Origin of the sequence: Pseudomonas sp. 478, from assembly GCF_003254125.1 — a bacterium.
In the GTDB taxonomy this organism is placed as follows: domain Bacteria; phylum Pseudomonadota; class Gammaproteobacteria; order Pseudomonadales; family Pseudomonadaceae; genus Aquipseudomonas.
This window is the reverse complement of record NZ_QKZG01000017.1, coordinates 1-22,749: the sequence shown is the minus strand read 5'-3', so window position 1 is coordinate 22,749 and position 22,749 is coordinate 1. Positions and strand designations below refer to the sequence as shown.

23 protein-coding genes and 1 pseudogene are annotated in these 22,749 nt (G+C 58.5%); 16 read left to right on the top strand and 8 right to left on the bottom strand.

The genetic code is table 11. The features are described 5' to 3' along the window. Positions 1 to 30 precede the first annotated feature (30 nt). The gene (bkdR, locus tag DFS28_RS27010; RefSeq protein WP_008005367.1) at positions 31 to 519 is read right to left on the bottom strand and encodes a Bkd operon transcriptional regulator BkdR; all 489 of its coding nucleotides are present in this window, start codon (positions 517 to 519) and stop codon (positions 31 to 33) included. Positions 520 to 704: 185 nt separating this feature from the next. Here bkdR and DFS28_RS27005 point away from each other — a divergent pair, with 185 nt between their 5' ends. The 6 genes from DFS28_RS27005 (at position 705) to DFS28_RS26980 (ending at position 7,656) form a co-directional block, all read left to right on the top strand. Next, positions 705 to 1,940, top strand: coding sequence for a 3-methyl-2-oxobutanoate dehydrogenase (2-methylpropanoyl-transferring) subunit alpha (locus DFS28_RS27005; protein WP_008149726.1), 1,236 nt, complete (start codon positions 705 to 707; stop codon positions 1,938 to 1,940). 1 nt (position 1,941) lies between these two features. After that, on the top strand, positions 1,942 to 3,000 hold the full coding sequence (locus DFS28_RS27000; RefSeq protein ID WP_008149725.1) for an alpha-ketoacid dehydrogenase subunit beta: 1,059 nt from the start codon (positions 1,942 to 1,944) through the stop codon (positions 2,998 to 3,000). Continuing rightward, positions 3,001 to 4,272, top strand: a complete 1,272-nt coding sequence (locus DFS28_RS26995) for a dihydrolipoamide acetyltransferase family protein (protein ID WP_111452207.1) — start codon at positions 3,001 to 3,003, stop codon at positions 4,270 to 4,272. Positions 4,273 to 4,275: 3 nt separating this feature from the next. Then, complete coding sequence (lpdA, locus tag DFS28_RS26990) at positions 4,276 to 5,658, top strand: dihydrolipoyl dehydrogenase (RefSeq protein ID WP_111452206.1); 1,383 nt, start codon at positions 4,276 to 4,278, stop codon at positions 5,656 to 5,658. Between the two features lie 288 nt (positions 5,659 to 5,946). Next, positions 5,947 to 6,966 (top strand): branched-chain amino acid aminotransferase, encoded by a 1,020-nt coding sequence (locus tag DFS28_RS26985; protein WP_111452205.1) that lies wholly within the window; start codon positions 5,947 to 5,949, stop codon positions 6,964 to 6,966. Positions 6,967 to 7,128: 162 nt separating this feature from the next. After that, positions 7,129 to 7,656, top strand: a complete 528-nt coding sequence (locus DFS28_RS26980; RefSeq protein ID WP_111452313.1) for a serine acetyltransferase — start codon at positions 7,129 to 7,131, stop codon at positions 7,654 to 7,656. Here the strand turns inward: DFS28_RS26980 and DFS28_RS26975 are convergent. Further along, on the bottom strand, positions 7,641 to 8,558 hold the full coding sequence (locus DFS28_RS26975; protein WP_111452204.1) for a LysR substrate-binding domain-containing protein: 918 nt from the start codon (positions 8,556 to 8,558) through the stop codon (positions 7,641 to 7,643). The two genes, DFS28_RS26980 and DFS28_RS26975, sit on opposite strands and share 16 nt — an antisense overlap. Positions 8,559 to 8,663: 105 nt before the next feature. On the opposite strand from DFS28_RS26975, the gene DFS28_RS26970 reads away from it, so the two are divergent. Further along, complete coding sequence (locus DFS28_RS26970) at positions 8,664 to 9,272, top strand: LysE family translocator (RefSeq protein WP_111452203.1); 609 nt, start codon at positions 8,664 to 8,666, stop codon at positions 9,270 to 9,272. Here the strand turns inward: DFS28_RS26970 and DFS28_RS26965 are convergent. Next, the gene (locus tag DFS28_RS26965; protein ID WP_111452202.1) at positions 9,269 to 10,033 is read right to left on the bottom strand and encodes a helix-turn-helix transcriptional regulator; all 765 of its coding nucleotides are present in this window, start codon (positions 10,031 to 10,033) and stop codon (positions 9,269 to 9,271) included. The genes DFS28_RS26970 and DFS28_RS26965 overlap by 4 nt on opposite strands. 82 nt (positions 10,034 to 10,115) lie before the next feature. On the opposite strand from DFS28_RS26965, the gene DFS28_RS26960 reads away from it, so the two are divergent. Further along, complete coding sequence (locus DFS28_RS26960; protein ID WP_111452201.1) at positions 10,116 to 11,237, top strand: cytochrome P450; 1,122 nt, start codon at positions 10,116 to 10,118, stop codon at positions 11,235 to 11,237. Between the two features lie 113 nt (positions 11,238 to 11,350). Here DFS28_RS26960 and DFS28_RS26955 read toward each other — a convergent pair whose 3' ends face one another. Then, complete coding sequence (locus tag DFS28_RS26955; protein ID WP_111452200.1) at positions 11,351 to 12,232, bottom strand: LysR substrate-binding domain-containing protein; 882 nt, start codon at positions 12,230 to 12,232, stop codon at positions 11,351 to 11,353. 141 nt (positions 12,233 to 12,373) lie between these two features. Between DFS28_RS26955 and DFS28_RS26950 the strand changes: the two genes are divergently transcribed. Beyond that, a complete protein-coding gene (locus tag DFS28_RS26950) occupies positions 12,374 to 13,405 on the top strand; it encodes a D-cysteine desulfhydrase family protein (RefSeq protein WP_111452199.1) in 1,032 nt (343 codons plus the stop codon). A 19-nt stretch (positions 13,406 to 13,424) separates the two neighbouring features. Here DFS28_RS26950 and DFS28_RS26945 read toward each other — a convergent pair whose 3' ends face one another. Next, positions 13,425 to 14,324, bottom strand: coding sequence for a LysR family transcriptional regulator (locus DFS28_RS26945; protein WP_111452198.1), 900 nt, complete (start codon positions 14,322 to 14,324; stop codon positions 13,425 to 13,427). 139 nt (positions 14,325 to 14,463) lie between these two features. Here DFS28_RS26945 and DFS28_RS26940 point away from each other — a divergent pair, with 139 nt between their 5' ends. After that, entirely contained in the window at positions 14,464 to 15,078 is a 615-nt protein-coding gene (locus DFS28_RS26940) for an FMN-dependent NADH-azoreductase (RefSeq protein WP_111452197.1), read from the top strand. 199 nt (positions 15,079 to 15,277) lie between these two features. Here DFS28_RS26940 and DFS28_RS26935 read toward each other — a convergent pair. Continuing rightward, positions 15,278 to 15,430, bottom strand: a pseudogene (locus DFS28_RS26935) (FKBP-type peptidyl-prolyl cis-trans isomerase); the annotation flags it as partial. Positions 15,431 to 15,564: 134 nt separating this feature from the next. Between DFS28_RS26935 and DFS28_RS26930 the strand changes: the two are divergent. Beyond that, positions 15,565 to 16,812 carry an S-type pyocin domain-containing protein gene (locus tag DFS28_RS26930; RefSeq protein WP_111452196.1) on the top strand — a complete coding sequence of 416 codons (1,248 nt, stop codon included), beginning with the start codon at positions 15,565 to 15,567 and terminating at the stop codon, positions 16,810 to 16,812. Further along, positions 16,809 to 17,144: a hypothetical protein gene (locus DFS28_RS26925; RefSeq protein WP_111452195.1), complete on the top strand. Its 336-nt coding sequence runs from the start codon at positions 16,809 to 16,811 to the stop codon at positions 17,142 to 17,144. Before DFS28_RS26930 ends, DFS28_RS26925 begins: the two co-directional genes overlap by 4 nt. A gap of 77 nt (positions 17,145 to 17,221) precedes the next feature. Here the strand turns inward: DFS28_RS26925 and DFS28_RS26920 are convergent, their stop codons facing one another. Further along, entirely contained in the window at positions 17,222 to 17,560 is a 339-nt protein-coding gene (locus DFS28_RS26920; RefSeq protein WP_074875989.1) for an FKBP-type peptidyl-prolyl cis-trans isomerase, read from the bottom strand. A gap of 247 nt (positions 17,561 to 17,807) precedes the next feature. On the opposite strand from DFS28_RS26920, the gene DFS28_RS26915 reads away from it, so the two are divergent. From DFS28_RS26915 to DFS28_RS26900, 4 genes are all read left to right on the top strand, one after another. After that, entirely contained in the window at positions 17,808 to 18,131 is a 324-nt protein-coding gene (locus DFS28_RS26915; protein ID WP_111452194.1) for a protealysin inhibitor emfourin, read from the top strand. 103 nt (positions 18,132 to 18,234) lie between these two features. Next, on the top strand, positions 18,235 to 19,308 hold the full coding sequence (locus DFS28_RS26910) for a sensor domain-containing diguanylate cyclase (RefSeq protein ID WP_111452193.1): 1,074 nt from the start codon (positions 18,235 to 18,237) through the stop codon (positions 19,306 to 19,308). A gap of 186 nt (positions 19,309 to 19,494) precedes the next feature. Then, positions 19,495 to 20,799 (top strand): MFS transporter, encoded by a 1,305-nt coding sequence (locus tag DFS28_RS26905; RefSeq protein WP_111452192.1) that lies wholly within the window; start codon positions 19,495 to 19,497, stop codon positions 20,797 to 20,799. Positions 20,800 to 20,820: 21 nt separating this feature from the next. Further along, positions 20,821 to 21,597, top strand: coding sequence for a substrate-binding domain-containing protein (locus DFS28_RS26900; protein WP_111452191.1), 777 nt, complete (start codon positions 20,821 to 20,823; stop codon positions 21,595 to 21,597). Here the strand turns inward: DFS28_RS26900 and DFS28_RS26895 are convergent. Beyond that, entirely contained in the window at positions 21,587 to 22,492 is a 906-nt protein-coding gene (locus tag DFS28_RS26895; protein ID WP_111452190.1) for a LysR family transcriptional regulator, read from the bottom strand. The genes DFS28_RS26900 and DFS28_RS26895 overlap by 11 nt on opposite strands. Positions 22,493 to 22,749: the final 257 nt, after the last annotated feature.

Sequence of the window (22,749 nt, the reverse complement as noted above, 5' to 3'; positions counted from 1 at the left end):
CAGCTGTCGTTGTGGCGAGGGGATTTGCGTTTAGTTGTTGAGGGTCAATCCGTTGGCCGGCAACGGCAGCGCGGTTTTATAGCGCACCTGCTTGAGCGCAAAGCTCGAGCGGATGTTGGCGACGCCGGGGACTTTGGTGAGGAAGTCCATCATGAAACGCTCCAGCGACTGAATGGTTGGCACCAGCACCCGGATCAAATAGTCCGGGTCGCCGGCCATCAAATAGCACTCCATGACTTCCGGGCGATCCGAGATCGCCTCCTCGAAATGCTGCAACGCCTCCTCCACCTGTTTTTCCAGGCTCACATGAATGAACACATTCACGTGCAGCCCCAGCAAATCGGCATCCAGCAGCGTCACCTGCTCGCGAATCAAGCCCAATTCTTCCATCGCCTTGACCCGGTTGAAACACGGGGTTGGCGACAGGTTGACCGAGCGTGCGAGGTCGGCGTTGGTGATGCGCGCGTTCTCCTGAAGGCTGTTCAAAATGCCGATATCGGTACGGTCCAGTTTGCGCATGAGACAAAACCACCTGTTTTTTATGTTTATGCAGATTTTTTATCCTCAAATGATCGCCAACGCAACGAAACACAGAGAAATATTCTTCTTGGCCCGGCCTATGATTGTTGTAGGACAAAAATTCTTTCACCGAAGAATGACGGTCAGCTCACTACAAAAAATTCACAAGATCGAGCGTAGAAGCCATGAACCAAGCGTACGAACCGCTGCATCTGCACGTTCCCGAACCATCGGGCCGTCCTGGCTGCAAAACCGACTTCTCCTACCTGCGTCTGACCGACGCCGGCACGGTGCGCAAACCCCCAATCGACGTTGAACCGGCCGACACCGCTGATCTGGCCAAGGGCCTGATTCGCGTGCTCGATGACGAGGGCAATGCCCTCGGTCCATGGGCTGAAGGCGTACCGTCCGAGATCCTGCGTAAAGGCATGCGCGCCATGCTCAAGACGCGGATTTATGACAACCGCATGGTGGTCGCCCAGCGTCAGAAAAAAATGTCGTTCTACATGCAGAGCCTTGGCGAAGAAGCCATCGGCAGCGGCCAGGCCCTAGCGTTGAACGTCGATGACATGTGCTTCCCGACGTACCGCCAGCAAAGCATCCTGATGGCGCGCGAAGTGCCGCTGGTGGACCTGATCTGCCAACTGCTGTCCAACGAGCGTGACCCGCTCAAGGGACGTCAGCTGCCGATCATGTATTCAGTCAAAGACTTCGGCTTCTTCACGATTTCCGGCAACCTCGCCACCCAGTTCGTGCAAGGTGTGGGCTGGGGCATGGCCTCGGCAATCAAGGGCGACACCAAAATTGCCTCGGCCTGGATCGGCGACGGCGCCACCGCTGAATCCGACTTCCACACCGCCCTCACCTTCGCCCACGTTTACCGTGCGCCAGTGATCCTCAACGTAGTCAACAACCAGTGGGCAATCTCCACGTTCCAGGCGATTGCCGGCGGTGAAGCCACTACGTTTGCCGGCCGTGGCGTCGGTTGCGGCATTGCCTCCCTGCGGGTCGATGGCAACGATTTCGTCGCGGTCTACGCCGCCTCTGCCTGGGCCGCCGAACGCGCCCGCCGCAACCTCGGCCCGACCATGATCGAATGGGTCACCTACCGCGCCGGTCCGCACTCGACTTCTGATGATCCGTCCAAATACCGTCCTGCCGACGACTGGAGCTACTTCCCGTTGGGCGACCCGATTGCGCGTCTGAAGCAGCACCTGGTGAAAATCGGTCAGTGGTCCGAAGAGGAACACGTCGCCGTCAGCGCCGAACTGGAAGCCGAAGTGATCGCCGCGCAGAAAGAAGCCGAGCAGTACGGCACCCTCGCCGGCGGCCAGATTCCGAGCGCCGCAACCATGTTCGAAGACGTCTACAAAGAGATGCCGGAGCACTTGAAGCGCCAGCGTCAAGAGTTGGGGATCTGACATGAACGATCACAACAACAAAATCGAGTTGGAAACCGCCATGACCACGACCACCATGACCATGATCCAGGCCCTGCGCTCGGCCATGGATGTGATGCTTGAGCGTGACGACAATGTCGTGGTGTTCGGTCAGGACGTGGGCTACTTCGGCGGCGTGTTCCGTTGCACCGAAGGCCTGCAGAACAAGTACGGCACCTCCCGGGTGTTCGATGCGCCGATCTCCGAAAGCGGCATCGTCGGCGTCGCCGTCGGCATGGGTGCTTACGGTCTGCGGCCGGTGGCCGAGATTCAGTTCGCTGATTACGTTTACCCGGCGTCGGACCAGATCATTTCCGAAGCCGCCCGCCTGCGCTATCGCTCGGCCGGCGAGTTCACCGCACCGATGACCCTGCGCATGCCTTGCGGCGGCGGCATCTACGGCGGCCAGACCCACAGCCAAAGTATTGAGGCGATGTTCACCCAGGTCTGCGGTTTGCGCACGGTCATGCCGTCCAACCCTTACGACGCCAAAGGTTTGTTGATCGCCTCCATCGAAAACGATGACCCGGTGATCTTCCTCGAGCCAAAACGCCTGTACAACGGCCCGTTCGACGGTCACCACGAACGCCCGGTTACCCCGTGGTCGAAACACCCGGCCGCGCAAGTGCCGGACGGTTACTACACCGTGCCACTGGACGTCGCCGCGATCACCCGTCCGGGCAAGGACGTGACCATCCTGACGTACGGCACCACGGTTTATGTGTCGCAAGTGGCGGCTGAAGAAACCGGCATCGACGCTGAAGTCATCGACCTGCGCAGCTTGTGGCCGCTGGACCTGGAGACCATCGTCAAGTCGGTGAAGAAGACCGGCCGCTGCGTAATCGTTCACGAAGCGACCCGCACCTGCGGTTTCGGCGCCGAACTGGTCGCCCTGGTGCAAGAGCACTGCTTCCACTACCTGGAAGCGCCTATCGAGCGCGTCACCGGTTGGGACACTCCTTACCCGCACGCACAAGAGTGGGCGTATTTCCCTGGTCCGTCCCGAGTGGGCGCGGCTTTGCATCGGGTTATGGAGGTCTGAATGGGCACGCACGTTATTAAAATGCCGGACATTGGTGAAGGCATTGCAGAAGTTGAACTGTCTCAGTGGCACGTCAAAGTCGGCGACATGGTCGTCGAAGATCAGGTACTGGCCGATGTCATGACCGACAAGGCGATGGTCGACATCCCGTCGCCGGTGAACGGCAAGGTGATTGCGCTGGGCGGACAGCCTGGCGAAGTCATGGCGGTTGGCAGCATCCTGATCAGCATTGAAGTCGAAGGCGCGGGCAACGTTAAAGAGTCGGCTCAGTCTGCACCTGTAAGAGAAGCGCCGGTGGCGACACCGATAGTTGCCGCTACTGTTGAAAGCAAACCGGTCGCCGCTGCAGCGCCGCGAGCCGCCATATGCCAAGGCCCAATGGTCGCTCGCGAAGCTGATGAGCGTCCGCTGGCCTCCCCGGCTGTGCGCAAACATGCGCTGGACCTCGGCATCCAGTTGCGTCTGGTGCGTGGCACCGGCCCCGCCGGCCGGGTGTTGCACGAAGACCTCGAGTCTTATCTGGCCCAGGGTCAGCAGCCGCAATCCACCGCTGTCGCCGCCTACGCCCAGCGTAACGACGAAGAGCAAATCCCGGTCATCGGCATGCGCCGCAAGATCGCCCAGCGCATGCAGGACGCCACTCAGCGCGCCGCTCACTTCAGTTACGTCGAAGAAATCGACGTCACCGCCGTGGAAGAACTGCGCGCTCATCTGAACGAAAAACACGGCGCGACCCGCGGCAAGCTGACCTTGCTGCCGTTCCTGGTCCGCGCCCTGGTTGTTGCCCTGCGCGACTTCCCGCAGATCAACGCCCGTTACGACGACGAAGCCCAGGTCATCACCCGCCTCGGCGCCGTGCACGTGGGCATCGCCACCCAAGCCGAGATCGGTTTGATGGTGCCGGTGGTCCGTCACGCCGAAACCCGCAGCTTGTGGGACAGCGCTCAGGAAATTTCTCGCCTCGCTACCGCTGCCCGCAATGGCAAGGCCAGCCGCGATGAATTGTCCGGTTCGACCATCACCCTGACCAGCCTCGGCGCCTTGGGCGGTATCGTCAGCACCCCGGTGCTGAACCTGCCGGAAGTGGCGATCGTGGGCGTCAACAAAATCGTCGAACGCCCGATGGTCGTCAAAGGCCAGATCGTGATTCGCAAGATGATGAACCTCTCCAGCTCCTTCGATCACCGCGTGGTCGATGGCATGGACGCGGCGCAATTCATCCAGGCCATCCGTGGCTTGCTCGAACAACCCGCAACCTTGTTTGTGGAGTAAGACATGCAGAATTTGAACACCACGCTGCTGATCATCGGCGGCGGCCCTGGCGGTTATGTGACGGCGATTCGTGCCGGTCAACTGGGCATCTCGACCATTCTGGTGGAAGGCGAATCCCTGGGCGGCACGTGCCTGAACATCGGCTGCATTCCGTCCAAGGCGTTGATCCACGTCGCCGAACAGTTTCACCAGACCCAGCATCACAGCCAACATTCGGCGTTGGGCATCAACGTGTCGGCGCCGACCCTCGATATCCGCAAGAGTGTCGAGTGGAAGGACGGCATCGTTGATCGCTTGACCACGGGCGTTTCGGCGTTGCTGAAAAAGAACAAAATCCAGGTTATTCAAGGTTTTGCGAAAGTCATTGATGGTAAAACCGTAGAAGTCGGCGACACGCGCATTCAATGCGAGCACCTGGTGCTGGCCACCGGCTCGAAAAGCGTGAACCTGCCGATGCTGCCGATTGGCGGCCCGATCATCTCCTCCACCGAAGCCCTGGCGCCGACATCCGTGCCGAAACGGCTGATCGTGGTCGGGGGCGGTTACATCGGACTGGAGCTGGGGATTGCCTATCGCAAGCTCGGCGCCGAGGTCAGCGTGGTCGAGGCTCAGGATCGCATCCTGCCGGCCTACGACGCCGAACTGACGCAGCCCGTACATGACGAGCTGAAAAAATTAGGCATGAAGCTTTACTTGAAGCATAGCGTCCAAGGCTTTGATTCTGTTAGCAATACACTTCAAGTTCTTGACCCGAATGGCGACACCTTGAACCTGGAAACCGATCAGGTACTGGTGGCCGTCGGCCGCAAACCGAACACCCAGGGCTGGAACCTCGAAGGTTTGAACCTGGACATGAACGGCTCGGCGATCAAGATCGACAACCGCTGCCAGACCAGCATGCGCAACGTGTATGCCATTGGCGACGTGAGCGGCGAACCGATGCTCGCGCACCGGGCCATGGCTCAGGGCGAGATGGTGGCCGAACTGATCAGCGGTAAATCCCGCGAGTTCAACCCGACCGCCATCGCCGCCGTGTGCTTTACCGACCCGGAACTGGTGGTGGTCGGCAAGACCCCGGACGACGTCAAGGCGGCGGGTCTGGACTGCATCGTTTCCAGCTTCCCGTTTGCGGCCAATGGTCGGGCGATGACGCTGGAATCGAAAAGCGGTTTCGTACGGGTCGTGGCACGACGTGACAATCATGTGATTGTCGGCTGGCAGGCGGTCGGTGTGGGCGTGTCGGAATTGTCGACGGCGTTCGGTCAAAGCCTGGAAATGGGCGCCCGGCTGGAAGACATTGCCGGCACCATCCACGCGCATCCGACGCTCGGCGAAGCGGTACAGGAAGCGGCGTTGCGAGCTCTTGGTCACGCGCTGCACCTGTAACCGCGGTCAACTGTGGCGAGGGAGCTTGCTCCCGCTGGGCTGCGAAGCGGCCCCCTGCTGACTTCCAGACACACCGTGTTGTCTGGATTTACGACTGCTTCGCAGCCGAGCGGGAGCAAGCTCCCTCGCCACAGGATTTCGAACGATAAGTAATCGGCGGCAAATTTAATGAGCGAGCCGATAGTCCGGGCTGCGAAATGGTCTCGGAATGAAGTATTGTTGTCCCCATCCAGAAAAACGTCAGAAGCCTTGAACCGTTTCGGCGGTTGTTAAGCGATAGAGGGTGTCATGGGTAACGAAAGCATCAATTGGGACAAGTTGGGTTTTGACTACATCAAGACAGACAAGCGCTATCTGTCGCACTGGCGTAATGGCGAGTGGGACAAAGGCACCCTGACCGAAGACAATGTGCTGCACATCAGCGAAGGTTCCACTGCCCTTCACTATGGCCAGCAGTGCTTCGAAGGGCTGAAGGCCTATCGTTGCAAGGACGGTTCGATCAACCTGTTCCGCCCGGACCAGAACGCCGCCCGCATGCAACGCAGCTGCGCGCGCCTGCTGATGCCACACGTGTCCACCGAGCAGTTCGTCGAAGCCTGCAAGGAAGTGGTCCGCGCCAACGAGCGTTTCATCCCGCCTTACGGCACCGGCGGCGCGCTGTACCTGCGTCCGTTCGTGATCGGCGTGGGTGACAACATCGGCGTGCGTACCGCGCCCGAGTTCATCTTCTCGATCTTCGCCATTCCGGTCGGTGCCTACTTCAAGGGCGGCCTGACCCCGCACAACTTCCTGATCTCCAGCTACGACCGCGCCGCCCCACAAGGCACCGGTGCCGCCAAGGTCGGTGGTAACTACGCGGCCAGCCTGATGCCAGGTTCCCAGGCCAAGAAAGCCCACTTCGCCGACTGCATTTATCTGGACCCGATGACCCACACGAAAATCGAAGAAGTCGGCTCGGCCAACTTCTTCGGGATCACCCACGACAACAAGTTCGTCACCCCGAACTCGCCGTCGGTCCTGCCGGGCATCACCCGTCTGTCGTTGATCGAGCTGGCCAAAACGCGTCTGGGCCTGGAAGTGGTCGAAGGCGACGTGTTCATCGACAAGCTGTCCGACTTCAAGGAAGCCGGTGCTTGCGGTACTGCTGCGGTGATCACCCCGATCGGCGGCATCAGCTACAAAGACAAACTGCACGTGTTCCACAGCGAAACCGAAGTCGGCCCGGTTACCCAGAAGCTCTACAAAGAGCTGACGGGCGTTCAGACCGGCGACATCGAAGCGCCAGCGGGCTGGATCGTCAAGGTTTGATTTGACGGGGCCTGTTCCCCAGCGGCACATAACCCATCCATCGCTTTCGCGATGGGTGGGTTTTTTATTGCACAAGGGATGGCAACTCAGAGTCCGTACCCATTCCATAGCTCACTTGTTAAACTAGCCCATTTTTCAGAGCCGAAGGCTAGGGACTGCGCCGTGAATTTAGAAACTTTGACGATGCATTGGAAATCGGAAGTTTCAAACAAGAAAAAACCAGGAAGTCGCATCGGCCTGATCACCAATATTCTTAAACGAATTAGAAAGAACAACACGCTTAGGTACTTGTTTATATTTAGACTTGCGCAGTATTTGAATGCTCGAAATGGTTTGTTCCGCGTTTATGCGAAACGACTGGAAAGAAAGAGCAATCTAAAGTACGGGGTTGACATAAACATTGATGCCCAAATAGGGCCCGGCTTTCGTATCGGCCATTTGCCTGGGATCGTCATCACTGGCCATGTTCAGATCGGCCGAAATTTCTTTATCCGTCAAAACACCACCATTGGCATAAAAACCATGGGGTTACCCGAATATGATCTCAAGATCGGCGATAACGTAAGTATTGGGGCAAATAGTTGCATCATCGCAGACACCCTCTCAATTGGTGATGACGTTACTATCGGGGCCATGTCCTTCGTCAATAAAAGCATTCCCGCAGGCGCTACTTTTTATAACGCCCGATAATCGTGAGGTCGCTGGAGGGCATCCCGGTCTATCTGAGCAAACAACCACTCCACAAACACCCGAGTCTGCGCCGTCACGTCCGGCGCGACACCGTAGTAATAACGCGGCAACGGCATTCGCAATTCGGGCAACGGGCAAATCAGGCGACCGCTCGAGAGGTGGGTGCCCAGCAAAGAGGTCGGGCACAAGGCAATGCCCTGACCTTCCACGGCAGCCTCAAGCACGAGGTGCATGTGGTCAAACTGCCGGGTGACCTGAGTGGCTGACTGACCTTGACCAAAATGCAGGGCCCAGTTGTGCCAATCTTCGCGACGCGCCTTGGCGGTCAGTAACGTGTGCCGGCTCAGGGACGTGAGGTCTTCAAGAGCCAGGCGCTCGATCAGCGAGGGTGCTGCGACCAGCAACAGTTCGTCTTCGAAGAGGACTCGCGCCTCAATCGCCGGCGCCCAATCGTCACGACCACGGCGAATGACGATGTCGAACCCGTCGCGCGCATGATCGGGTGCCTGGGTTTGGGTCATCACTTGCGGTTTGATGTCCGGGTGCTGCGCAATGAAATCTTCCAGTCTGGGCGCTAGCCAAAGCATCGCAAAGGATGGGCGGACATTGATCTTCACGGTCGGCAGCGACGCATGTTGCTTAAGCGCAGCTGCGGCGTTGGCGATCTGCGTCAACCCGGCACTGACCTGCTCATAAAAGCGCTGCCCGGCCGGCGTCAACACCGATTGACGGACACGCCGCTCAAACAGCAGCACACCCAGGTGCTCCTCAAGCAATTTGATGTGTCGGCTGACGGCACTGTGACTGACATGCAGCTCCTCGGCCGCCAGGCTGAAACTTTGATGGCGAGCAGCAACGGCGAAGGCGCGAACAGCATTAAGCGGCGGTAGTGGATTGATCATGTGTCTAATTTAGTCACATATGCGGCGCAATTAAAGCGTTTGTCACGCCCACGTCGTCACGCCAATCTGCTCGCACGCAGCCAGCGCCACCTGACGGAGCAAGACATGAACAGCTACGGACTCTTTCTATTGTTTGCCACCCTGACCATTTTGAGTCCTGGGCCTGGCGTGGTTCTGACTCTGTCCAACGCGGTGCGCCACGGCTGGACCGGGGCCGTGCCGGGCATTCTGGGGATCGCGTCGGGTGCGTTTATCGTCGCCGCCATCAGCGCCACCAGTGTCGGCCTGATCCTCAGCACCTCCGCCAACGCCTTTACCGCGTTGAAATATGCAGGGGCCGCCTATTTGTTGTACCTGGGTTACAAGAGCTGGCGCTCGGCGGGTATCAACACGCTGCTTGAAACGCGCCCCTCAAGCCCGGGCTACCGCTTCCTCGAAGCGGCTTCGATCCAGTTTTTGAACCCCAAGGCCGTGTTTTTCTTTCTGGCGGTATTCCCGCAATTCATCGACACCTCAGCGCACTTCTCCACCCAGTTTTTCAAACTGGTCGCTTCCTATGGCGTACTGGTGATCCTCGTGCATGGCAGCTATGCCTTGCTCGCCAATGCCGCCAAAGGCTGGTTGTCGAGTCCGAAGGGTTCCTGGTTGGCGGCGAAGGTCTCGGGTGTGACCTTCGCCGGTTTCGGCGTGCTGATGGCCTCAGCCAGTCGCTAAGGCGCAGAACTGGCGTTCGCGCGACGCCGGGGCTCGGTGAATGCGGGTTGTGCTGTCGATACCTGAATCGGCAGTTCAACAGCGAACCGGATGCTGAGTTCCTTGCGCCCCGTCGCCGTCAACGTCAGCGCGCGGCTGTCCAGGTCTTGAGTCACCCATTTGCGCGTGATCGCCGTTTTCAACACCGCCGCCCCCAACGAACCACCCAGATGCGGGCGGCGCATGCTCCAGTCCAGGCACGGGCAGGCAAAACGGCGGCGCATCGCGGTTAAATCCTTGACCTCGATACCCAACCCTTCAAACAACACCTCACCGCTGTCGCTCAGCTGATAGACCTGTTCATCGGTTTCCAGCAGCCACCCCGCTTCGATCATCCGGTCATGCAGCAGCACCGCCAACGTGCCGGCCATGTGGTCGTAGCACGTGCGGGCGAATTGCAGGCGATCTGGGGTGCGTGAATTGAAGGTCGGCGCAGCGTTCTGGCCGATCACCATCAACGCTTCCAGCGCCTGGGCGACGCGCTTGTCCGTCAGGCTGTAATAGCGATGTCGGCCCTGTACGTGCAGCCGCACCAGCGCCAACTCCTTGAGTTTGGCCAGGTGCGCGCTGGCGGTGGAGGCGCTGACTTCGGCAATCGCCGCCAACTCGGTGCTGGTGCGGGCGTGGCCGTCCATCAGCGAACAGAGGATTTTCGTCCGGGCCGGTTCCGCGATGGCCGCGGCCACGTGAGAAACGCCGATGTCGTGCTGTTCTACGTTCATATTTCGCTCCCGGACGAATCAAGGCCATTTCGAACGGGAGATAGTAGCAACACTTTTCCAACCACAAACAAGGCTGCGACCCATGGACCCGATCATCGCTGCGACTCATGCCGATCCTTATCCCTATTACGCGCAACTGCGTTCGGAGGGCGGGTTGGTTTTTCACCAAGGACTGAACGTGTGGGTGGCGAGTAGCGCCCGAGCCGTTGCTGCCGTGCTGGCGCATCCTGACTGCCATGTTCGGCCGTCACAGGAACCGGTGCCCAAGGCGATTGTTGGCGGGATGGCCGGCAAGGTCTTCGGTCAGTTGATGCGGATGAATGAGGGCGAACGGCAGCGCTGCCCGAGGTCGGCGATTCAGCCAGGGTTGGCGTCGATTGATGCCGATGAAGTCAATGCGCTGGTTGGCGCTCGCCTGATCACTGCGGGCGCTGATGGGTTGTACAAGGCGATGTTTCGCGGGCCGGTGTGCGTGGTGGCTGCATTGCTGGGGTTCTCTCCTGCTCAGGGCCGAGCTATCAGCGAGCTGACCGGGGTCTTCGTCGCATGCCTGTCGCCCCTAGGCGATCAGGCACAACGGGATGCGGCGCACGTTGCGGCGGAACACTTGAGCGGCTATTTCGTTGAGTTGCTGGATGACCCGAACAATCAGAGCACCCTGCTCGCCGGGGTCCGCCAGCGCTTCGCGGCAACCTCTGGCGACGCTGAAACGTTGATCGCCAACCTGATCGGGCTGTTTTCCCAGACCTATGAAGCCACCGCCGGGCTGATCGGCAATGCGTTGTTGGCGTTGATTCGAAACCCGTCGCTGCACAGCGAATCGACACCGGTTGACGACTTGATCGCTGAAGTTCAGCGCTTCGACCCCTCGGTGCAGAACACCCGCCGGTTTGTCGCTGCGCCTTGTGAAATCGAAGGGGTAAGCCTGAACCCCGGCGACGTGATTCTGGTGCTGCTGGCTTCGGCCAATCGTGATCCGCAGCTCAATGACCATCCCGACGTCTTTCTTCTGGATCGTCCTGACCGGCGTAGTTTCACCTTTGGGGCTGGGCGGCATCAATGTCCGGGGCAGTTGTTGGCGTTGAGTATTGCCAACGCTACATTGAAGGAGATTCTGACGATGAAGCCTGCTTTGGATCACCTGACCTGGGATTACCGGCCTTCGCTAAACGGGCGTATTCCGCTGTTTAGCGATTTGCCGTAAGTCCGTGTCAACTGATTGTTCCCACGCTCTGCGCACCCTCCCACGCAAAGGCGTTGGTTTTTGATGCGCCGTAACCTATCGAAACCCGCCTGAAAAATCCGCCTCCGCAACGGTCACGCCAGTCGCTGCGCAACAAAATCGATAAAGGCTTTCAACTTCGGCAGTGATTTTCGCGAGCGTGGATACACCATCTGTACCGGCTTGGGTGGCGGCGCATAGGCGTCCAGGATCCGCACGAGTTCGCCTTTGGCCAACGCCGCCGACACCAGGAAATCGGGCTGCATCAAAATCCCCTCTCCGGCCACAGCCGCCTGCAGCAGCACTTGGCCGTCATTGCTTTTCAGCACCGCTCCTTCGGGCCAGGGAACCTCGTTGGCGCCGTTTTGCAAAGGCCAGGCAAATCGATTGTTCCAGGACGTGTGGGTGAGGATTCGGTGTCGGTGCAGGTCTTCCGGGGACTGAGGTTCCTGCCATTTCTCCAGGTACCGGGGCGATGCGCAGATCACCATTTGATACGGTGGCAATGGCTTGGCCAGCAGATTCACGCCGATCAGTTCGGAGATCCTGAACGCCAGATCGAATGAGGTCTCGTACAGGTCTACCACTTCGTTGCTCAGAATCAGCTCGACCTGGATCTGCGGATAACACTGCATGAACGCCGACACCAGAGGACCGACCAAAGACACGCCGAGGGTCATCGGTGCGGTGATTCGCAACAAGCCACTGGGCTCCGGGTTCGACGCCTCCACCCGGCTGAATGCGTACTTCACCTGCTCCAGCGCCCGTTTGGCTTCTTCATAAAACAACCGCCCTTCCCCGGTGATGGATTGCCGCCGGGTGGTGCGTTGAATGAGCTGGGTGTTGAGAGTTTTCTCCAGGCTCTGGATATGCCGTCCAACCATGACTGCCGACATTCCGATGTCACTGGCCGCATCGGCAAAGCTGCCCGCCTCGACCACGGCGACGAAAACTTCCATTTGCCTGAGTTTGCTCATGACCATGCCTTGTGAAGGGGAGGAAACGGAACGCTTGATTAAATACATCAGGTTAAAGGAGTAATAACCGGCAATGCGTTTATCACGAGGGCCGTTCTCCCTAGAGTCACATGATTAAAGGTGAACAACGAGGCCACATTGATGCAAACCCTACTGGACACGTCACTGAGTTCTTTTGCGCGGGCCGACCTCCTGCAAGGGCCCACGCCCATTCAGCGCGCCGAACGCCTCGAACACCTGCTGGGCTTGAAGCAACAGGGAATCGGCCTGTTTCTCAAGCGCGACGATCATATGCTGATTGGCGGTGGCGGTAACAAACTGCGCAAACTCGAGTTCCACATCGGCGCAGCGCTGGCGGCCGGAGTCGACACGGTGATCACCGTGGGCGGCATTCAGTCCAACCATGCGCGCCTGACCGCCGCGGTGTGTGCTCGCCTGGGCCTTGCCTGTGAACTGATCCTGACCCGCGCGGTACCCAAAAACGATGTGGATTACGAACTCAACGGCAATGTTCTGCTCGATCAGTTGTTCGGCGCTCAGTTGCAGGTGCTTGCCGGGGGCAGCAACTCACTCGCCGTGGCCGAAACACGGGCCACGCAACTTCGGGATTCAGGGCGCAACGTGCTGGTGATTCCTACGGGTGGCTCAACGCCGCTGGGCAGTCTCGGGTATGCGCGCTGCGCAGCGGAGATCGCACAACAAGAGACGGAACTCGGCCTCAGCTTCAATCAGGTCGTGGTGCCCAACGGCAGCGCCGGCACCCACGCCGGGCTCGCGGCCGGCTTCCAGTTGCTGGGCCGAGGCACCTCGATCGTCAAGTCCTATTCGGTATTGTCCGATCGAGACACGTCAGCGACCAGAACCCGGCAATTGACCGAGGACGCACTGACGCTGTTGGGCAGTAGCGCCGTTGTGCAGGCTGAAGAGATCGACATTGACGGCAGTCAATTGGGCGACGGTTACGGTCTGCCAACGCCAGCCATGCAGGAAGCAGTGCGCCTGATGGCTCGCGCCGAAGGCCTGTTGATCGACCCGGTGTACTCCGGCAAAGCGTTCGCTGGACTGTTGGCTGATCTCAGGCACGGACGTTACCGTTCCGGGGACAACGTGCTGTTTGTGATGACCGGCGGAACACCGGGCCTTTATGCCTACAGGGACATCTTTCAGTCTTAGGTTAGTCGTCTCCGTATCATCACATGCACAGACGACGGGTCAGATCATTCAGAAGCCATCGGCCTGCTTTCCCTAAAGAGCGATTTTGCAGGTGCGCTGCGTAGATCGTAAGTGTGTCTGGTGTGCGCTGAAGTTCGGCGGTTAGCTCAAGCGGTATTAGGCGTCCTGAAGCCAGATGATCCGCAATCAGATGCTCTGGCATTCGACACCAACCGAACCCGGCGAGCAAAAAATCCAGCCGCCGTGCCAAATCTACAAACCGCCACTGGTAACTGCCCGTCACCCCATAGCTAGGGCTGTCGGGAGAAACCGGATCGGAAAGTACCAGTTGCACATAAGGCTTGAGGTCTGCACTTGTTGCCCGACGGCCTAACATAGCCAGGGGATGCCCACTGGCTACTACGGGCCTCAAGTCGACGCTGAACAGCGGCAGTGCGTTGATATCGTCGGGCACTGTCGGAATCAATGTGCAAAGCGCCAGTGCCGCATCGCCGTTGCGCAATCGGCGCTCTGCGCCGCCTAAGCCTTCCGTAGAAAAACTCACTGCCAGATGCGGAAAAGCCTCACGGATAGCGCGCAGGCTTTCGATGAGCGGTGCGCTAGGGACTAGAGGGTCTATGGCGAGAGCCAACTCCGGCTCAACCCCGGCTGCCGTACTTGCGGCCATTGCTTCAAACTGGGCAGCGCTTGCCAGCACGGCGCGCGCTTGAACCACGAGCACTCTACCTACCTCAGTGAGCGTTGGGCGATGGCCGCTCCGATCAAACAGCCTCACACCTTGAACTGACTCAAGTGTGGCAATCGACTGGCTAATGGCAGATTGAGCACGCCGCAGGTGACGTCCCGTCGCCGAGAAACTGCCCGTATCAGCAATGGTTACAAGGATCAGCAACTGATCCAGGCCGAGATTTCCGATCATGACCAATCACTTAAACAGATTGACTCAATCATATTTACATCACTCCTGCTTATAGATCGCATTCGATAGAGTGTGTCGCACATCGCCTAAAGCGACAACGCAAAACCTACCGCCGCGTCACCGCGCAGGAGTTACTTTCATGTCCAGGCTTCTCACCATTGAAACCAGCCCACGTGGGGATGCTTCAATCTCCCGGCAGCTCACTCGCCGATTTTTGGCCGCGTGGGAAGCTGCACACCCTCGGGGCGCCATCAAAGTACGGGACCTAGCGGACACTCCGCTTACGTTCGTGACAGCCCCCTGGTTACAGGCTTACTTCACCCCAGAAACCCAACACTCGTCTGAAATGAAAGCCGTGCTGCAGCTATCCGATGAGCTTGTGGCTGAATTGCTGGAAACCGATCACGTGGTGATTTCAACGCCGGTCTACAACTACAACGTCCCTGCGGCGCTCAAGGCGTGGGTGGATCACGTGGTACGTAAAGGCCTGACCTTGGGCTTTGATGGTAAAGGGCTGGTGACCGGTAAAAAGGCAACGGTGCTGCTCGCCTCGGGAGGTGTATACACCAACGACTCCCCAATTAGAGACCGTGACATTGCGACCCAATATTTGAAGCTGATCCTGAACGTCCTGGGTATCACCGACGTCACCTTTATTGCAGCCGGCGGCGCTAAAGCTGTAGATCTCGGAGAAATCGGCATGCACGATTTTCTGGATACATTTGATCATCAAATTCAAAAGTCGCTGGTTTAGGCGCTGGATAACATCGATCAGCTGCCTTAGCTGATGAATCATGGCGAGGGGACAAGCGCCAATGCCGGTAAATTAAGCCGTAACACTATTCATAGCAGCTGCCGAAGGCTGCTACAGAGAGCGCGGCGCAGTTAGCTTAATTTATCGGTATTAGGGCAAGCCTCCTTGCCACAAAAACTCATTTCAGCCCACGCAGCCATCAATCATCCCGCGTCAGCACTTCCAGCAATTCAATCTCGAAAATCAGGTTCGAATTCGGCGTGATCTTGCCCATGGTCCGTTCACCGTAGGCCAGATGCGCCGGCACCAGTAACTTGCGCTTACCGCCGACCTGCATGCCCATAACTCCCTGCCCCCTGGTATTTCGGCAATGACATAGTCAGAGGAAACTGGAACATGGCAATTAGGACATGTCCTACAGCCAGCGTTGGAGCCCCTCTGTAATGTCCGTTGCCCCAGCCTCCGCTGGAACTTGAAAGGACGCTCATGGCTCGCCATAAAGACATACCGCGGGTGCAAAACCCACCGTCAGGGGACGGACACCACATAACCAGCCGCTACATGACCACCACCGAATTGGCAGAGCGGGACGCCAGACAAAAATCCTACGACGACATGTTGGCTCGACAACAGGCGTATGAAGACCGTTTCGTCAGACAACCTCAACAACAGGACCCTCCCGGCTCCAGCGGGTGCGTGTTCGCCAAAAGCTGCAACCTCCCGGACGGCGTAATCAATCACGACAACTCAGCCGGGTTTGTCCCTACCGAGAAACTGGCCGATTACGGGAAATTCTCCCTGCTGGGTGGTCGCGAAAGGGATGCGGCGGGAAACATCCCTCTCAAAAAAATCAGTGGTAACGCGTTACCTGCTGCATTGGGAACGCTTTTCTTAGGTGGGGTTGGGGTTAATGCTGCTGGCACCGGCACAAGTGCTGTTGGTGGTGCAGGCGTAGTAACGGGAGGTGTTGCTGCAGGCGCATTGGCGGGAATAGTTGCACTACTCTGGCCGTCGAATCTGGGTGACAGTTCCCTGTACACCGAAGAACAGCTCAAGTCGATCAAGGAAGGCCGTACACGTGTCCGACTGCATGTCGAACAACAGGCCGATGGCACCTTGAAGGGATACGGATACAACACCCAGAAGCGCAGCGATTGGGAAATGATTCCTGTAGTGCAGTTCGTAACTCAAGGCGCTCAGCAAGTGGCTGACTTCGGCAACGGGACAACGTTGATATGGACGCCAGCCGTTGCCCCGTCCCGCACTTCGGGAATCCCACCGCTAGAAGGTGCCCCACAAGCCCCCCACATCTGGATTTATCCGCCTACCGACCAGGCAGATAACATTATCGTCAACCCGATCTACCCGCCTGAGTACAAGGACTTCATCCTTGTTTTCCCGGCTGGTTCCGGTATCAAACCTCTCTATATTGTCTTGGCACTGGAGTTCGATGCAGCCAGTTACCATGGTAAAACGGATACACCAGTCAAAAGTAAGGGCCCCACCAATGGACAAGAAGCATTGGAGAACTCAGTGCAGGTGAAACCTACGTCACCACGCAGAATCGGCGTCGATCCAGACACAAATGAGCTTGTTGTCTTTGACCGTACGGGAGGGGATGTCTACCACGGCCACGTCAGGCCATGGGATAAACTCCACCAAGATATGAAAAATGCTCTGATCAAAGCCAGGAAAGTAGACAACAAGGGCAATATTCTGGGAGTTAAAAAGTGAGCCTTCTCTATCAAGATCCATCAATGAGCCATGATGAAGCAGCGACGCTTCTTGCAAGCGGCGTGGATACGAATATTACTGCAGCGTTGATTTCCATCGGTCTGAATGAAGCTGACAGCACCTGGGCTCAGAACACTTGCCTTAAATACCTCGCAAGTGAGACCGAATCAGTTGCAGCATCCGCCATCACGGCTCTTGGTCATCTCGCTCGCCGTCATGGCGAACTGGATAAGAAAAGGGTGCTGGCGAAACTCGAAAAGGTGAAAAACAAATTCCCTTCCCTTGAAGGAATTATTGCGGACACGCTTGACGATATTGACGCATTCACCTGATCCGCCGGGGACCTCGAACGCACGAACATTATGACGAGGGGGCTGTCCTCGTCATAAAGCTGGTTTCAACTCACGCATCAATCATCCCGCGTCAGCACTTCCAGCAATTCAATCTCGAAAATCAGGTTCGAATTCGGCGTGATCTTGCCCATTGTCCGTTCACCGTAGGCCAGATGCGCCGGCACCAACAACTTGCGCTTGCCGCCGACCTGCATGCCCATAATCCCTTGATCCCAACCCTTGATCACCCGCCCCGTGCCAATCACGCACTGGAAAGGTTTACCCCGGCTGTAAGAAGAATCGAATTCAGTCCCGTCTTCCAGCCAGCCGCGGTATTGGGTGGTAATCAGCGCGCCTTTGACGGCGGCTTTGCCGTCGCCTGGCTCAAGGTCAATGATTTGCAACTCGTCGTTCATGATTCCTACTCGGTCACTGTCGCCCAGTGATTGGGGCGCGGACGGAGGTTTTCGCAGAAACCGGCGCGCAAGGCAATCCACGGAACCGAAAGACCGTCATCCGGCTCACATGAATAACGACTTCGTATTCAGGAAAGGATGCTCTGATGACCGACTCATCACCGCCGTATAGTTTCACCCCTACATCCTCAACCGAATTGCCACACGGCTGGTCTGAAGTGGGCGTCGACCTGACGCCGGAGGCACAATGAAAACCTTGCCAACACTGGACGATAACGCGGTGGTCTGCGTCTCCCGCCAGGGCGGCTTAGCGGCAATCCACACCTTGACCCGCCCCCGAGAGATCGAATTCGCCCAATGCGATGCCGACCAACGTACCCGCATTTGTTCGTTGCTCGAGGGTTGCCTGCTGATGACGAGTTCATCCGCCAGCCGGGGCGATCAGCGCTTCTATCAAATCGAAGTGCGCTACCGCAGCGGCGAACAGGACGACCGGATGGTGATGAAGGTGCCTGAAGATCAGGCGCCTGGGGAATTGGTGCATCTGTGGGACAAAGGTGAACTGCTATAAGTTGGGCGCCCCTCGCAATAGAGGCTGATGATCGAGGGCCGTGTGAACTAACATAGGCACACCTCTCCCGATACGGCTGATACGCCACGATGGCGAAACCTGAATGAATCTGGTCTGGACCAGCGCCGCCCTCGGCTCAGTGATGCTAGCCCTGATCGTCGCGTTGATCGGTCGCGAGCGCTCGCTGCAAAAGCAGCTGGCCGAGTATCGCGTGCTGATCACCAGCCTGACTGATGGACAAAATATCCATCAGGACGGTGACGCCGAACGCTTCAAGCGCAGCCAGTACTTCGCCCGTATCGGCACGTGGGACTGGGACGTTGACACCGACAAGCTCTACTGGTCGGACGCGATCTACGGCATGTTCGGCTTCAAGATCGACGAAGTAACGCCTTCCTACGCGCTGTTTTGCTCATGTGTTCACCCGGACGACCGGGCCAGGGTCCGGGCCGGGGAATTGCGTTGCCTGGCAACCGGCGACAACCATGACGAGGAATATCGGGTGGTCTGGCCCGACGGCACGATCCGCTGGCTTCGGGAAACCGGGAATGTGGTCAAGAACGACCACGATGCAACGATCAAGATGATGGGCGTGGTACGCGATATCACCGAGGAAAAAGCCTCCGCCAGCTACCTGCAACACCTGGCCCACTTCGACCCGCTGACCGGTCTGCCCAATCGTCTGGTGCTCGAGGAGCGTCTGTCCGAAGCACTGGAACAGGCGCGCATCAGCGCTACAAGGGTTGCGCTGGTGTTTGTCGACCTCAATGGTTTCAAGGCCATCAACGACCATTACGGCCATGCCGCCGGCGACCGGGTACTGATCACCACCGCCACCCGACTGAAGAAAATCCTGCGTTCAACCGATACCGTCGCCCGGATCGGTGGCGACGAGTTTGTAGTCATCCTTCAAGGCCTGCCCCAGGGCAACAGCCTGCAAGACGAAGCTCGCAGCATCTGCCAGAAAATCTTCGTCGAACTGTCACCACCGGTGACCATCGGTAATGATCAACGACACATCGGCACTAGCCTTGGGGTCGCGGTGTTCCCGGACCATGCGCCGAGCATGGACCGGTTGATTCATATTGCGGACCTGGCGATGTATGAAGCGAAGCGCAGTGGGAATAATCAGTATCGGTTGGGCACTGAAACCCCCGCACGCGCTCACAGCGAATAGCCCTTCGACGGTTTAACGCTCCACCGGCGAATCATTCCTTATGGAGTGCATTGATCCGTTTCACACATCAATGCATGCCAACAATGCAATTAACATATCGATCACCCTGCTCCACTATCCGCCTCAATAAGAACCGTGCGCTGCGTCCAGGCGGTGCACGTCATAAAAGCGGTGGAGTACACGTCTATGACAGCATCAACCCAACGGCCCGCGACTTCCGGTCGCTCCCGGGCCAGTGCGATTTTCCGGGTCACCTCGGGCAACTTCCTCGAACAATTCGACTTCTTCCTGTTCGGCTTTTACGCCACGCAGATCGCTGCCGTGTTCTTCCCGGCCAGCAGCGAGTTCGCCTCGCTGATGATGACCTTCGCGGTGTTCGGCGCAGGCTTTCTGATGCGACCGTTGGGCGCCGTGGTACTGGGCGCCTACATCGATGATGTGGGTCGGCGCAAAGGGTTGATCGTCACTTTGTCGATCATGGCCAGCGGCACGATTTTGATTGTGCTGGTGCCGGGCTATGAAACCATCGGATTGTTCGCCCCGGCCATCGTGTTGATCGGTCGCTTGCTGCAAGGCTTCTCGGCTGGCGCAGAAATGGGTGGCGTCTCGGTGTACCTCTCGGAGATCGCCACGCCCGGCAACAAAGGCTTCTTCACCAGTTGGCAGTCGGCCAGCCAGCAAGTGGCGATCATTGTCGCGGCGGCGTTGGGCTATGGCCTGAACCAATGGATGGCGCCAGCGATGATTGCCGACTGGGGCTGGCGAATTCCGTTTTTCGTCGGTTGCATGATCGTGCCGTTCATTTTTTTCCTGCGCCGCAACCTTGAGGAAACCGAAGCGTTCGCCGCCCGTAAACACCGCCCGAGCATGGGCGATGTGTTCCGCACGTTGGCGCAGAACTGGGTGATCGTGTTCGCCGGGATGATGATGGTCGCCCTGACCACCACCGCGTTTTACCTGATCACCGTGTACGCACCGACCTTCGGCAAGACCGTGCTGCACCTGAGCACGGCTGATGCGTTGCTGGTGACCTTGCTGGTGGGCGTTTCGAACTTCTTCTGGCTGCCGGTGGGTGGCGCACTGTCCGACCGCATCGGTCGTCGTCCGGTGCTGATTGCCATGGCCCTGCTGACCTTGGCCACGGCGTATCCGGCACTGACGTATCTGGTGCAGGCGCCGAGCTTCATCAACATGCTGTTGGTGCTGCTGTGGTTGTCGTTCATTTACGGTTTGTACAACGGCGCGATGATTGCCGCGCTGACAGAAATCATGCCGGTTGAGGTTCGGGTTGCCGGTTTCTCCCTGGCTTATAGCCTGGCCACGGCGGTATTCGGTGGTTTCACCCCGGCGATATCGACCTTCCTCATCCAGTACACCGGCGACAAGGCTGCTCCCGGTTACTGGATGAGTTTTGCCGCGCTCTGTGCCCTGTGCGCGACGCTGTATCTCTATCGCCGTTCGACCGGTCGCCTGCAATCGGCGATGTCCTGAATCCTTCCAGAGCACATGACCATGAAGAAGCTATTCAATTTTGCTGCCCTGACGTTGCTGGTCAGCCTGGGGCTGAGCACCGTCGCCCAGGCCGAAGAGATCCGCGTGATGACCTCTGGCGGTTTCACCGCGGCCTACAAAATCCTCGGCCCGAAATTCGCCGCCTCCACGGGTAACACACTGGACACCGCCCTTGGCCCTTCGATGGGCAAGGCGCCGGAAGCGATCCCCAATCGTCTGGCTCGCGGTGAAAAGGCCGACGTAGTGATCATGGTCGGCTACGCCCTCGATGACCTGATCAAGCAAGGCAAAGTCGATCCCGCCTCACGGGTCGAGCTGGCGGACTCGCGGATCGGCCTGGTGGTACGTGAAGGCGCGCCGAAACCGGACATCAGCTCTGTCGACGGCCTGAAAAAGACCTTGCTCGACGCGAAGTCCGTGGCCTATTCCGACAGCGCCAGTGGCGTATACATCGAGGAGCAATTGTTCAAACGGCTGGGCATTGAAGACCAACTCAAACCCAAGTCGACGATGGTCCCGAAAATCCCGGTGGGTTCGGTGGTTGCCACCGGTGACTATCAACTGGGCTTTCAGCAGGTCAGCGAGTTGCTGCCGGTGCCGGGGGTGAGTTTTGTGGCGAAGATTCCAGAGTCGGTGCAATCGGTCACGCGTTTCGCCGCCGGCATTCCGGTGGGGGCGCAACACCCGGCGCAAGCCAAGGCATTGCTGGATTACCTGTCCTCCACCGCCGCGCAACCGGATGTGAAAGCCACCGGGTTGGACTCAGTCAGCCGCTGACCTGGACTTTCATTTCCACCACCAGCCGTTCCAGTTCCAGTGCCGCCGGGGTCAAGGTGCGACCCCGGCGCTTGATCAAACCGACACTGCGCATCACCTGCGGATCGGTCAGCGGCACCCGTGTCAGGATCGGGTGATCCGCCGCCGGCATCGCCATCAACGGCACCGCTGCCACGCCCAACCCCGCTTCGACCAAACCGATCATCGTCGTCACATGCCGGGTTTCGCAGATGCTCGACCGCTGCGGCACGATGCCCGTGAGCGCCTGATCCAGCAGAAAGCGATTGCCGGACGTCTTGTCCAGCGAGATGTAGTCCTGCTGATAAAACTCATCCCACGTCACGCTGGCGCGTGCGGCCAACGGATGATCGCGCCGGCACGCCACCACATAACCTTCCTGTATCAGCGGCTCGAACTCCACTTCCGCCTCCAGGGTGCCCATGAAACTCAGGCCGAAATCCGCCTCGCCGTTGACCACCGCACTCAGCACTTCGTGGGCGCTGGAATCGAGGACCTTGACCTTGATCCGTGGAAATTGCCGGTGGTAGTGCGCGATCACTCGCGGCATGAAGTAGTAAGCCGCTGAAGGCACGCAGGCGACGGTGACGTGACCGAGGCGGGTCGAGGCGACTTCGCTGATGCCCAGTAGCGCCACGTCCAGGTCGTCCAACAGACGCTCGACGCTCGGCATAAAACCGCGTCCGGCCTGGGTCAGGCTGACCTTGCGCGTGGTGCGCTCGAACAACCTCACACCGAGGGCGTCTTCGAGCTTTTCAATGCGCCGGCTCAGCGCCGGTTGGGAGATGCGCACCGCGTCGGCGGCCTTGCGAAAGCTGCCCTGCTCCACCACGGCGCGAAAGGCTTGCAAGTCGTTAAGGTCGAAGTTGATGGCCATGATGCGCACTCGGGAAGCGGGACAGATTGATCAGCCTATCGCATAAATGTAACTAATTAATGCAACATGTAACTATATTTTCGTCGCCCTTCAGGCCGCCTTCGCGAGCAAGCCCGCTCCCACAATGGATCTGCGGTGGACGCAGTATCTCTGCACGCCACAAACAAATGTGGGAGATTCTATGGTTGAGGGAAAGCCCTCAACTGGCTTTTGGCTGATATTCGCTTTGACCTTTCAGCAAGGCGAATACCACCCGA